This window comes from Streptomyces sp. BE20 (assembly GCF_036322525.1).
GTDB lineage: Bacteria > Actinomycetota > Actinomycetes > Streptomycetales > Streptomycetaceae > Kitasatospora.
Window position 1 is genome coordinate 1 of record NZ_JAQYWW010000203.1, and the last position, 12,462, is coordinate 12,462.

11 protein-coding genes are annotated in these 12,462 nt (G+C 68.1%); all 11 read right to left on the minus strand.

Going from position 1 to position 12,462, the window contains the following annotated elements:
• Positions 1-717 (minus strand): ABC transporter ATP-binding protein (locus PUR61_RS00995; RefSeq protein ID WP_329874619.1); only part of this gene is annotated, 717 nt, incomplete at its 3' end.
• The gene (locus PUR61_RS01000; protein ID WP_329874621.1) at positions 710-1,804 is read right to left on the minus strand and encodes an ABC transporter ATP-binding protein; all 1,095 of its coding nucleotides are present in this window, start codon (positions 1,802-1,804) and stop codon (positions 710-712) included. The genes PUR61_RS01000 and PUR61_RS00995, both read right to left, overlap by 8 nt.
• 15 nt (positions 1,805-1,819) lie before the next feature.
• The gene (locus tag PUR61_RS01005) at positions 1,820-2,848 is read right to left on the minus strand and encodes an ABC transporter permease (RefSeq protein WP_329874623.1); all 1,029 of its coding nucleotides are present in this window, start codon (positions 2,846-2,848) and stop codon (positions 1,820-1,822) included.
• Positions 2,841-3,785 carry an ABC transporter permease gene (locus PUR61_RS01010; RefSeq protein ID WP_329874625.1) on the minus strand — a complete coding sequence of 315 codons (945 nt, stop codon included), beginning with the start codon at positions 3,783-3,785 and terminating at the stop codon, positions 2,841-2,843. The genes PUR61_RS01005 and PUR61_RS01010 overlap by 8 nt, the downstream gene beginning before the upstream one ends.
• Before the next feature lie 92 nt (positions 3,786-3,877).
• Positions 3,878-5,524: a peptide ABC transporter substrate-binding protein gene (locus PUR61_RS01015; RefSeq protein ID WP_329874627.1), complete on the minus strand. Its 1,647-nt coding sequence runs from the start codon at positions 5,522-5,524 to the stop codon at positions 3,878-3,880.
• Positions 5,525-5,956: 432 nt separating this feature from the next.
• Positions 5,957-7,168, minus strand: a complete 1,212-nt coding sequence (locus PUR61_RS01020; protein WP_329874628.1) for an ABC transporter ATP-binding protein — start codon at positions 7,166-7,168, stop codon at positions 5,957-5,959.
• A complete protein-coding gene (locus PUR61_RS01025; RefSeq protein ID WP_329874630.1) occupies positions 7,158-8,210 on the minus strand; it encodes an ABC transporter ATP-binding protein in 1,053 nt (350 codons plus the stop codon). The genes PUR61_RS01020 and PUR61_RS01025 overlap by 11 nt, the downstream gene beginning before the upstream one ends.
• Before the next feature lie 15 nt (positions 8,211-8,225).
• The gene (locus PUR61_RS01030; protein WP_329874638.1) at positions 8,226-9,140 is read right to left on the minus strand and encodes an ABC transporter permease; all 915 of its coding nucleotides are present in this window, start codon (positions 9,138-9,140) and stop codon (positions 8,226-8,228) included.
• A gap of 76 nt (positions 9,141-9,216) precedes the next feature.
• Positions 9,217-10,143 (minus strand): ABC transporter permease, encoded by a 927-nt coding sequence (locus PUR61_RS01035; protein ID WP_329874632.1) that lies wholly within the window; start codon positions 10,141-10,143, stop codon positions 9,217-9,219.
• Positions 10,144-10,227: 84 nt separating this feature from the next.
• On the minus strand, positions 10,228-11,850 hold the full coding sequence (locus PUR61_RS01040) for a peptide ABC transporter substrate-binding protein (protein ID WP_329874634.1): 1,623 nt from the start codon (positions 11,848-11,850) through the stop codon (positions 10,228-10,230).
• A 173-nt stretch (positions 11,851-12,023) separates the two neighbouring features.
• Positions 12,024-12,462: ABC transporter ATP-binding protein (locus PUR61_RS01045; protein WP_329874636.1), on the minus strand; the 439-nt coding region annotated here is incomplete at its 5' end.

Below are 12,462 nucleotides of genomic sequence, written 5' to 3' on the forward strand. Positions count from 1 at the left end.
GATCTCGACCATCTTGCCGAGGTACATCACGCCGACGCGGTCGGAGATGTGCCGGACGATCGAGAGGTCGTGCGCGATGAACATGTACGAGAGCTCGAACTCGCTCTGGAGCTGCTCCAGCAGGTTGATCACCTGCGCCTGCACCGAGACGTCCAGCGCGGACACCGGCTCGTCGCAGATGATGAGCTCCGGCTTGAGCGCCAGCCCCCGGGCGATGCCGATGCGCTGGCGCTGGCCGCCGGAGAACTGGTGCGGGTACCGGTTGATGTACTCCGGGTTCAGGCCCACCACGTCCAGCAGGTCCTGGACGGCCTTGCGGCGGTCGCCCTTCGGGGCCACCTCGGGGTGGATCTCGTAGGGCTCACCGATGATGTCGCCGACCGTCATGCGCGGGTTCAGCGAGGTGTACGGGTCCTGGAACACCATCTGGATGTTCCGCCGCACCGCCTTCAGCGCGGATCCGGAGAGCCGGGTGATGTCCTCGCCCTTGAACAGCACCTGGCCGGAGGTGGCCCGCTCCAGGTTCATCAGCACCTTGGCCAGCGTCGACTTCCCGCAGCCGGACTCGCCGACGATGCCGAGGGTCTCGCCCCTGAGCAGCTGGAAGGAGATGCCGTCCACGGCCCGGACGGCGCCGACCTGCTTCTTGAGGACGATGCCCTGGGTCAGCGGGTAGTGCTTGACCAGGTCCTTGACCTCCAGGATGGGCTCAGCCACGGAGGGTCTCCTTCCAGAAGTGGCAGGCGCTCCGGCGGCCCGGCAGGTCGGCCCCCTCGGCGTCCAGCACCGGGACCAGCCGCGGGGTTTCGGTGCGGCAGACGTCCTGCGCCCGGTCGCAACGCGGGTTGAAGGCGCAGCCGTCCGGGATCCGCAGCAGGCTCGGCGGCAGGCCCTGGATGGCGTAGAGGTTCTGGCCCTTCTGGTCCAGGCGCGGGATCGAGTTGAGGAGGCCCCTGGTGTACGGGTGGGCCGGGCGCGCGTACAGCTCGTGCACCGGCGCCGTCTCGACGATCCGGCCCGCGTACATCACGGCGATCTTGTCCGCGACGTCGGCGACCACGCCGAGGTCGTGGGTGATCAGGATCAGGCCCATGTTGAACTCGGCCTGGAGCTCCGCGAGCAGGTCCATCACCTGCGCCTGGACGGTGACGTCCAGCGCCGTGGTGGGCTCGTCCGCGATGATCAGGTCCGGCTCCAGCGCCATGGCCATGGCGATCATGATGCGCTGGCGCATACCGCCCGAGAACTGGTGCGGGTAGTCGCCGACCCGTTCCCTGGCGGCGGGGATGCGCACCCGCTCCATCAGCTCGATCGCCCGCTCCTTGGCCTCCTTGCGCGAGGCCCCCTGGTGCACCCGGAACATCTCGCCGAGCTGGTAGCCGACGCTCAGGACCGGGTTGAGCGAGGAGAGCGCGTCCTGGAAGATCATCGCGATCTTCCGGCCGCGCACCGCCCGGCGGGCCCTGGGGCTCATGGTGAGCAGGTCCTCGCCGCGGAACCGGATCGAGCCGGAGGTGATCTTCCCCGGTGGCATGTCGAGGATGCCCATGATCGCCTGGGCGGTCACCGACTTGCCCGAACCGGACTCGCCGAGCACCGCCAGGGTCTCCCCCGCCGACACCGAGTAGCTCACGCCGTTGACGGCCTTGGCGACGCCGTCCCGGGTGTGGAACTCGATGTGCAGGTCGTCGACCTCCAGCAGCGGGGTGCCGGGCACCAGGTTCTCCCGGCCGCCGCCGAGCACCTCCACCGCGTCCCGGCGCGCCGCGCCGTCCTTCGTCGTCGGCTTGGTCAGATCAGTCATGGTCCGCGGCCCTCCTCAGCGCAGCTTCGGGTCGAGGGCGTCGCGCACCGCGTCGCCGAGCATGATGAACGCGAGCACCGTGATGCTCAGCACGGCGGCCGGGAAGAGCAGCACGTGCGGGGCGTTCAGGAAGCGGGCCTGGGCGTCGCTGATCATCAGGCCCCAGGAGATCGCCGGGGACTGGATGCCGATGCCGAGGTAGGAGAGCGCGGCCTCGGCCCCGATGTAGACGCCCAGGTTGATGGTCGAGACCACGATCACCGGCGCGACGGCGTTCGGCAGGATGTGCCGGCTGACGATCCGCCCGGTGCCGGCACCGAGGGCCCGGGCCGCCACCACGTAGTCGTTGTGCTTGTTGGCGAGGACCGCCGAGCGCATCAGCCGGTAGATCTGCGGCCAGCCGAGGACGGCCATCACCGCGGAGACCGTCCAGGCGTTGCCCTCGCCCCAGGTCGACATGATCAGCATCCCGCCGAGCAGCAGCGGGATGGCGAAGAAGATCTCGGTGACCCGGGAGAGCACGCTGTCCGCGAAGCCGCCGATCCAGCCGGCCCAGAGGCCCAGCGTGCCGCCGACGGCGACCACCAGCGTGGTGGTCACCAGCCCGACGATGATCGAGTTGCGGGCGCCCCAGACCGTCCGGGTGTAGATGTCGCAGCCCTGGACGTCGAAGCCGAACCAGTGGTCGGCGCTGGGCCGCTGCAGCGAGTCGGCCAGGTTGCAGAAGCCGCCCGCGCGCGGATCACCGTCGGTGAACAGCCCGGGGACGATCGCCAGCACCACCATGAACAGCACCAGGAACCCGCCGATCAGGAACAGCGGGTTGCGGCGCAGGTCGTACCAGGCGTCGGTCCAGAGGCTGGCGACGCGCTCCGTGCCGTCCTTGCCCTTCCCGGCGGGGCCCTTGCCGGCCGGGTCCTTCTTGTCGAGCGACGCCCCGGCGAGCGGAGCGGCCTCGGCCGCCGGCCCGCTCGCGGCGGTCCCGGCAGCGGGCTGCCCGGGAATCGCCACCGTCGCGTCCTCGCGCTTCGTCGGCTCACTCATAGCGGATCCTCGGGTCCAGGACGGCGTACAGCAGGTCGACCACCAGGTTGGCGAACAGGTAGACCATCACCAGGGCGCTCACGATGCCCACGACGATGGTCCGTTCCCGCAGGTAGACGGACTGGAAGAGCTGGTGTCCGACGCCGGGGATGTTGAAGATGCCCTCGGTGATCACCGCGCCGCCCATCAGCCCGCCGAGGTCCATGCCGAGGAAGGTGACGATCGGGATCAGCGCGTTGCGCAGTCCGTGCCGGATCACCACCCGCAGCGGGCTGAGGCCCTTGGCCACCGCCGTGCGGACGTAGTCGGCCCGCATGACCTCGATCAGGCTGGTGCGGGTGAGCCGGGCGACGTACGCCAGCGAGGTCGAGGCGAGCACGTAGGCGGGCAGCAGGTAGGACCGGAAGCCCGCCTCCTCGTTGAAGGAGACCGGGAAGAAGTCGATGCCCAGATCGGTGTTGAGCTTCACCCCGAGGAGCAGCTGGAGCACGAAGCCGATCACGAAGACCGGGATCGAGATGACCATCAGGGTGGAGATCAGCACCACGTTGTCGATGAACCGGCCGCGCCGGAGGGCCGCGACCACACCGGCGGTGATGCCCACGACCATCTCGATCACGATCGCGGTGAGCGCCAGGTTGATGGTGTAGGGAAAGGCCGTCTTCATCACGTCCACGACCTGGTTGCCGCGGTAGTCCTCACCGAAGTCGCCCTGGAAGAGGCCGACCAGGTAGTTCCAGTACTGGATGAAGAACGGGTCGTCGAGGTTGTACCGGTCCCGCAGGACCGCCACGACGGCGGGGTCCTGTCGCTTCTCACCGGCCAGTGCCGTGATGGGATCCCCAGGCAGCAGGAAGACCAGTGCGTAGATAAGGAACGTCGCGCCGAGGATCACAGGTATGGCCTGGATGATCCGGCGGACCACATAGCGGCCCATGCGGTCTCCTCATGGTCGGGGGCACGCCTGAGCCGGGCGGCGCGGGGGTTTCCCGCGCCGCCCGCCGCGGCGTACCGGTCAGCTGGGGGGCGTCAGGCCAGTTCGACGTTGGCCAGGTCCATCTGCCCCTGGGCGTTGACGTTCACGTTCTTGACGGTCTTCGTGTAGGCCGCGGAGGACATGTAGGTGTACACCGGGATGTACGGCAGGTCCTTGATGAGGATGTCGTCGGCGGCCTGGTAGAGCTTGAGGCCCTCGGCCTCGCCCTTGGCGGCGTCGGCCTTGGCCAGCGTGGCCTCGAACTCCTCGTTGACGTAGCCGCCGTAGTTGGAGCCGTTCTCGATGGCGACCTTGGAGAAGATCGGGCGCAGGTAGTTCTCGATCGACGGGTAGTCCATCGACCAGGCCATGCGGAAGGCCCCGGAGTACTTCTTGTCGCCCAGCGCGGTGAGGATGGCGCCGAACTTCTCGAACGGCTTGAAGGTGACCTCCAGACCGAGGTTCTTCTTCAGCTGGTTGCCGACCGCCTCGATCCACTCCTTGTGGCCGCCGTCGGCGTTGTACCCGATCTCGATCGTGTTGCCGGGCAGGCCGCCGGCCAGGGTGAAGAGCTCCTTGGCCTTCGCCGGGTCGTACTTGGCGGCGTCGCCGAGCGCGCCCGCGCGGTAGCCCGGGATGATCGGGCTGATGAAGTCGTCGGCCGGCTTGCGGGTGCCCGAGAAAATCGTCTTGGTGATCGCCTCGCGGTCGATCGCCATCGAGATCGCCTTGCGCAGCTCCGGCTTCTGGAACGCCGGGTTCGTGGCGATCGGGAATCCGAGGTAACCGACGCCGGATTCCGGCTTGTAGATGTAGCGGTCGCCGAACTCCTGGGCGACGGTCGCCATCGCCGAGATCGGCAGCTTGTCGGTGATCTGGATGTTGTTCGCGCGCAGGTCGTTGTACGCGGTTTCCAGCTTGTCGTAAACCTTGAACGTGACGGAATCCAGCTTGGCCTTTCCGTCCGACGCCGGGAAGTTCTCGTACCGCTTGACCTTGATCTGCTTGTTGTGCTCCCACTTGCCGTCCATCTGGAAGGCGCCGTTGCCGATCGGCGCCTCCTCGAAGGCCTTGGTGTCGGTGAAGAAGGCCTTCGGGAGCGGGAAGAAGGCGTTGTAGCCGAGCATGGTCTTGAACTGCGAGAACGGCACCTTGAGGGTGACGGTGAAGGTCTTGTCGTCGACGACCGCCAGGCCCTTGAGCTTGTCCGCGGTGGGCGTCTTGTCCTTGCCCGGGGCCAGCTCCTCGGAGCCGAGGATCTTGTCGTAGAACGGCATGGCCTCCTGCGCGTTGGCCTGGTTCGCGCCGTAGTTCCAGGCGTCGACGAACGACTGCGCGGTGACCTTCTCGCCGTTGTGGAAGGTGTAGCCGTCCTTGAGCTTGATCGTCCAGACGGTCGCGTCCGGGCTCTCGATCGACTCGGCGACCCGCAGCCGCGGCGAGTTGTCCTTGATGTCGTAGTCGACCAGGCCGGCGAAGATCGCGTTGAGCACCTCGGAGCCCTCGGACTCCGCGGTGTTCTGCGGCACCAGACCGTGCTGCGGCTCACCCAGCTCGACGCTGATCGAGCCGCCCTTCTTGCCCGACCCCGAGGTGCCCCCGTCCGAGGACTTCTTGTCGCTGCTGGTGCTGCAGGCCGAGATCGCGAGCGCGGTGCAGGCCGCGAGCGCGGTCCAACGCATCGTCTTGGTGAGCCTCATTCAACTGCTCCTCGATTTAAGGGCTTACGAACGAACGGCGCCTCGCCAGTCGGTGTGCCGGGCATGGCGAAGGTCGACATCTCAGGGCCGATCCGCACAGGTGACGAGGTGACCACTGATACGCGCAGAGCAACTATCGATCACCCGACCCCTTCGGTGGAATCGCCGTCACATCTCTTTTCAATTACATGCTCAGACCAACCCGTGACAATACTCGGCAAATTCCTCCATATCGCGCACGGAGCCGTCAATTCCACTTTCCGAATAACGAACATATATCACCGGTATTCGGCGCATTACGAAGCGTAATGATCATTTCCGAGTGCCCCGGACACCGTTCGGACGGGAATTCCCGCAGGTCGGCGGGCCGCAACGCGAGAGCGCGCCCTCCGAACGGAGGACGCGCTCTGTGAGTGGGGCGTACGCCCGGTGTCAAACGGTTTCCGGGCCGCCCCCGGGCTCTCCCCCGGGCCCCTTCCCGGACTCCCCCGCCGGCGCCCACTCCCCCGGTCCGCGCTCGGCCGCGAAGTGGCACGCCGAGTCGTGCGCCGCGAGCCCGTCCAGCCAGGCCGGGACGGCCAGCAGCGGGGTCTCCAGTGCGCACTTCTCCTGCGCCTTCCAGCAGCGGGTGCGGAACCGGCAGCCCGACGGCGGGTTCGCCGGCGAGGGCACGTCCCCGGTGAGGACGATCCGGTCCCGCGACTCGCGCGCCGTCGGATCCGGTACCGGCACCGCGGAGAGCAGCGCCTGGGTGTACGGGTGCGTGGCGTGGTCGTAGATCTCCCGGTCGCTGCCGATCTCGACCATCCTGCCGAGGTACATCACGCCGACGCGGTCGGAGATGTGCCGGACGATCGAGAGGTCGTGCGCGATGAACATGTACGAGAGGTTGAACTCGCTCTGGAGCTGCTCCAGCAGGTTGATCACCTGCGCCTGCACCGAGACGTCCAGCGCGGACACCGGCTCGTCGCAGATGATGACCTCCGGCTTGAGCGCCAGCCCCCGGGCGATGCCGATGCGCTGGCGCTGGCCGCCGGAGAACTGGTGCGGGTACCGGTTGATGTACTCCGGGTTCAGGCCCACCACGTCCAGCAGGTCCTGGACGGCCTTGCGACGGTCGCCCTTCGGAGCCACCTCGGGGTGGATCTCGTAGGGCTCACCGATGATGTCGCCGACCGTCATGCGCGGGTTCAGCGAGGTGTACGGGTCCTGGAACACCATCTGGATGTTCCGCCGCACCGCCTTCAGCCCGGCCCCGGAGAGCCGGGAGATCTCCTCGCCCTTGAACCGGACCGATCCCGCGGTGGCGGGCTCCAGGTTCATCAGCACCTTGGCCAGCGTGGACTTGCCGCAGCCCGACTCGCCGACGATGCCCAGTGTCTCGCCCTGCCGCAGGTCGAAGGAGACCCCGTCGACCGCCTTCACCGCGCCGACCTGCTTCTTGAACAGCACCCCCCTGGTCAGCGGGAAGTGCTTGACCAGGTCACGGACCTCCAGGATCGGCTCGCCGCGCGCCACCTTCTGGGCGAAGGCGGCCTCCACCGGCGCAGCGCTCACCCCGGTCACCCTCGTCGCCCCGGTCCCGGCCCCGGCCCCCGTCCCACCGGCGCCCGTCGCCCCGGCGCCCGTCCCGTCAGCGGTCATGGAGGGTCTCCTTCCAGAAGAAGCAGGCACTGCCCCGCCCGGCCAGCTCGGTGCCGTCGTCCTCGGTGACCGGGAACAGCTCCGGCACCTCCCGCCGGCAGATGTCCTGCGCCCGCGGACAGCGCGGGTTGAACGCGCAACCCGGCGGGATCCGCAGGAGGTTGGGCGGCAGACCCTTGATCGCGTAGAGCTCCTGGCCCTTCTGGTCCAGGCGCGGGATCGAGTCCAGCAGACCCCTGGTGTACGGGTGGGCCGGGCGCGCGTAGAGGTCGTGCACCGGCGCCGTCTCGACGATCCGGCCCGCGTACATCACGGCGATCTTGTCGGCCACGTCGGCGACCACGCCGAGGTCGTGGGTGATCAGGATCAGACCCATGTGGTACTCGGCCTGGAGCTCCGCGAGCAGGTCCATCACCTGGGCCTGGACGGTGACGTCCAGCGCCGTGGTGGGCTCGTCCGCGATGATCAGGTCCGGCTCCAGCGCCAGCGCCATGGCGATCATGATGCGCTGGCGCATGCCGCCCGAGAACTGGTGCGGGTAGTCGCCGACCCGGTCCCCGGCGGCGGGGATGCGCACCCGGTCCATCAGCTCGATGGCCTTCTCCTTGGCCTCCTTGCGCGAGGCGCCGTGGTGGGCGCGGAACATCTCGCCGAGCTGGAAGCCCACCGTGAGCACCGGGTTCAGGGAGGAGAGCGCGTCCTGGAAGATCATCGCGATCTTCTGCCCGCGGATCTTCCGCCGTTCCTCCCTGCCCATGGTGAGCATGTCCTGTCCGCGGAACCGGATCTCGCCGCGGGGGATGCGGGCCGGCGGCATGTCGAGGATGCCCATGATCGCCTGCGCGGTCACCGACTTGCCCGAACCGGACTCGCCGAGCACCGCCAGGGTCTCCCCCGCCCGCACGCTGTAGTTGACCCCGTTGACCGCCTTGGCCACCCCGTCCCGGGTGACGAACTCGACGTGCAGGTCGCGGACGTCGAGCAGCGGCCCCTCGTAGGGCTTCTCGTGCTGGGATGTGCCGGTATCGACTGCTGTGGTCACGATGCGTCCCCTCGCTCAGCGAAGCTTCGGGTCGAGGGCGTCGCGCACCGCGTCGCCCAGCATGATGAAGGCCAGCACGGTGACGGAGAGTGCCGCGGCCGGGAAGAACATCACGTACGGGGCGGTCCGGATCACCTTCTGGGCGGAGGAGATGTCGATGCCCCAGGAGATGGTCGGATCCTGCAGGCCGATGCCGAGGAAGCTCAGCGTCGCCTCGGTGGCGATGTACCCGCCCAGGGCGATGGTGGCCACCACGATCACCGGGGCGACCGCGTTCGGCAGGATGTGCCGGAGCATCAGCCGGCCGGTGCCGGCGCCGAGCGCCCGGCCGGCCACCACGAAGTCGGACTGCTTGACCGTCAGCACCGCACCGCGCATGACGCGCGCGATCTGCGTCCAGCCGAGGAAGGCGAGCGCGATCACCACGCTCCACACCGTGCGGTGGGAGAAGGAGTTCAGCAGGACCAGCGCGCCGAGCAGCAGCGGGATGCCGAAGAAGATGTCGATGATCCGGGAGATCACCGCGTCCACGCCGCCGCCGAAGTAGCCGGCCACCATCCCGGCCAGTCCGCCGAGCACGGTCACCGCGGCGGTCACGCAGATGCCGACGGTGATCGACGCCCGGGCGCCGTACACCACCCGGGCGTAGATGGACCGGCCCTGGCCGTCGTAGCCGAACCAGCCGGCGCCGAAGAAGTCCGTCCAGTCCGGCCGCTTGAGGTAGTCGTTGACCAGGTCGGCCTTGCGCGGGTCGGCGTCGGTGAACGCCCAGGGGAAGATCGCCATCACGACCAGCAGCAGGATCAGCACCGCCGAGATCAGGAAGATCGGCCGCCGCCGGAGGTCCCGCCAGGCATCGCCCCAGAGGCTGCGGGCCTCCTCCCGTTTGACCGGGTCGGGCTCCACCAGGGTCTCCAGCTCGACCGCCATGCCCTGCTCACCGGCGTAGTCCAGGTGGTCCATCCCCGGCTTGGGGTGCGGTTCGTACGAGCTCTCGTCGTGGATGTCAGGCATAGCGGATCCTCGGGTCCAGGACCGCGTAGAGCAGGTCGACGATGAGGGAGGCGACCAGGTAGACGATCACCAGGACGGTCACGATGCCGACCACGGTGGGTCCCTCCTTCTGGTTGATCGCCCGGTACAGGACGTTGCCGATGCCCTGGACGTTGAAGATGCCCTCCGTGACGATCGCGCCGCCCATCAGCGCGCCCAGGTCGGTACCGAGGAAGGTGACCACCGGGATGAGCGAGTTGCGCAGCAGGTGACGGGAGATGATGGTGCGCCGGGGCAGGCCCTTGGCGACCGCCGTGCGGAGGTAGTCGGCCCGCAGGTTCTCGCCGATCGAGGTCCGGGTGAGCCGCGCGACGAAGGCCAGTGAGAGCGAGCCCAGGACGATCGCCGGCAGGATCAGTTGGGAGAGGTCCGTCGAATCCTGCACCGTCGGGGTGACCCAGCCCAGATTGGTCGCGAAGATCGTCTGGGCGATGTAGGCCAGCACGAAGACCGGGATCGAGATCACCAGCAGGGTGAGGACCAGCACCAGGGTGTCCTGGAGGCTGCCGCGCTTCAGACCGGAGACCAGGCCCAGGCAGAGGCCGAGGATCATCTCGAAGAGGAAGGCCATCACGGCCAGCCGGATGGTGACCGGGAAGGCGTCCGCCATGATCTCGGTGACCGGCCGGCCGGTGAAACTGGTGCCGAAGTCCCCCTGGAAGAGGTTCCCCATGTAGTGCAGGTACTGCTTCCAGAGCGGCTGGTCCAGGTAGTACTTGTGCTTGAGGTTGGCCACCACGGCGGGGTCGGCGGCCTTGTCACCGAACAGCGCCGAGACCGGGTCGCCCGGCAGGGTGTAGACCATCAGGAAGATCAGCAGCGTGGTGCCGAAGAACACCGGGATCATCTGCAGTACCCGACGCAGCACATAACTGCCCATCCGAGCCTCCTTCCTAGCTATCTGACCGAGTGCCCGGGCCCCGCCCTCCGTGCGGGGAGGGCGGGGCCGGCGCAGGGGGGCTGATCAGCCCTTGACCTCGACCTGGGTCCAGGCGGGGTTGCCGAAGGAGTCGAACTCGACGTTCTGCACCTTGGTGGAGTAGCCCGAGTTGGTGCGGTAGTACCAGAGCGGGACCGCCGGCATGTCGCCCGCCAGCACGGCCTCGGCCTGCTGGTAGCCGGTCACCGTGTCGGCCACGCTGGGAGCCTGGTCGGCCTGGTTCGCCAGCTGGTCGAACTGCGGGCTGCTGTAGCCGAAGTCGTTGGAGGCGGCGCCGGTGCGGTAGACGTCCGCGAGGAAGTTGGCGTTCAGCGGGTAGTCCTGCACCCAGCCGGTACGGAACGCACCGTTGATCTGGTGGCCGGTGATCGCCGCGCGGGCGGTCTTGAAGTCGGGCTTCGGGTCGCCCACGCAGTCCACGCCGGTACTCTGCCGGATCGAGTTGCAGACCGCGTCGACCCACTCCTTGTGGCCGCCGTCCGCGTTGTAGGTGATCGTCAGCCTGTTGCCGGGCACGCCGCCGCCCTCGGCGATCAGCTGCTTCGCCTTGGCCGGGTCGAACGTGCAGTTGGCACCGCACTGGCCGTCCTTGTAGCCCTCGACGCCCTCGGCGACCCAGGCGGTGGCCGCCTTGCGCGAGCCCTGCAGCACCGTCTTGGTGATGGTCTCGCGGTCGATCGCCATCGACAGGCCCTGGCGGACCTTGGCCTTCTCCGGCGGGGCCCAGTCCGGCTGGTACAGGGTGAAGCCGATGTTCTGGATGGCGCCCTGCGGCGCGTCGATCGCCCGGTCGCCGAGGTCGCTCTTGTAGGTGGCCAGCGCCGACGGGGGCACCTGGTCGATCACGTCCAGGTTGTTGGACTGGAGGTCCGCGTAGGCCGCCTCCGCGGTGCTGTACATCTTGAAGACGATGCCGCCGTTCTTCGGCTTGTCGACGCCCTGGTAGTCCGGGAACGCCTTGGTGACCACCTGCTGGTTGTGGTCCCAGCTGACGAACTGGTAGGCGCCGTTGCCGACCGGCTTCTGGCCGTACCCGGCCGGGTCGTTGAAGAAGGCGTCGGGCAGCGGGGAGAAGGCGATGTAGCCGAGCTTGTACTCGAAGTAGGAGACCTTGCCGTTGAGCTTCACGGTGAAGTGCAGGTCGTCCACGACGGTCAGCCCGGACATCTTGTTCGTGGCGGGCTGGCCGCTCGTCGGGTGGACGTCCTGGTAGCCCTCGATGTCGGAGAACCAGGAGCTGTTGATCTGGTTGTTGCTGGTGGTCGCGGCCCAGTTCCACGCGTCGACGAAGTTCTTGGCGTGGACCGGGGTCCCGTCGTGGAACTTCCAGCCGTCCTTCAGGGTGATGGTGAAGGTCTGGGAGTCGCTCGTCTCGATGGTGTCCGCGACCTGCATCCGGATCTTCGCGTTGGTGGGGTCGTAGTCGACCAGGCCCTTGAACAGGTTCTGCAGGATGCGCCCACCACCCGTCTCGTTGGCGTTCGCCGGCTGCAACGGGTTCTGCGGTTCACTGCTCTGGTAGCTGAAGGTCTTGGTGCTGTCCGACGAACCGCTGCTGCTGCCGCCGCCGCTGCTGCACCCGCTGGCCACCAGGGCCACGGATGTCGCTGCGGCGAGGACCCATCGAGCACGGGTGGCTGCGGGCATGGAGGTCCCTCCTCAAGGTGTGTGACGCATCACACCCCATGAGAAGCGCGCCCACGCGGCGGCGCGAGTCGGGTACCCCCGGACGGGTGCACCGGGGGCCGGAGGAGTTGACGGAACGCCGGAAGGGCCCGCAGCACGGGGCTGCGGGCCCTTCCGGGCGGAGTGAAGCGGGATCAGGCCGCAGCCGGCTCCCGGACCTCGGCGAAGTGGCACGCCGACTGGTGCTTGGCCGCACCGGTCAGCACCTCGGGGACCGCCAGCAGCGGGACCTCGGTGGAGCAGCGCTCCTCGGCCTTCCAGCAGCGGGTGCGGAACCGGCAGCCGGACGGCGGGTTGGCCGGCGAGGGGATGTCACCGGTCAGGATGATCCGGTCGCGGGACTCGCGCGCCGTCGGGTCCGGCACCGGCACCGCGGAGAGCAGCGCCTGGGTGTACGGGTGCGTGGCGTTCTCGTAGATCTCCTCGTCCGAGCCGATCTCGACCATCTTGCCGAGGTACATCACGCCGACGCGGTCGGAGATGTGCCGGACGATCGAGAGGTCGTGCGCGATGAACATGTACGAGAGCTCGAACTCGCTCTGGAGCTGCTCCAGCAGGTTGATCACCTGCGCC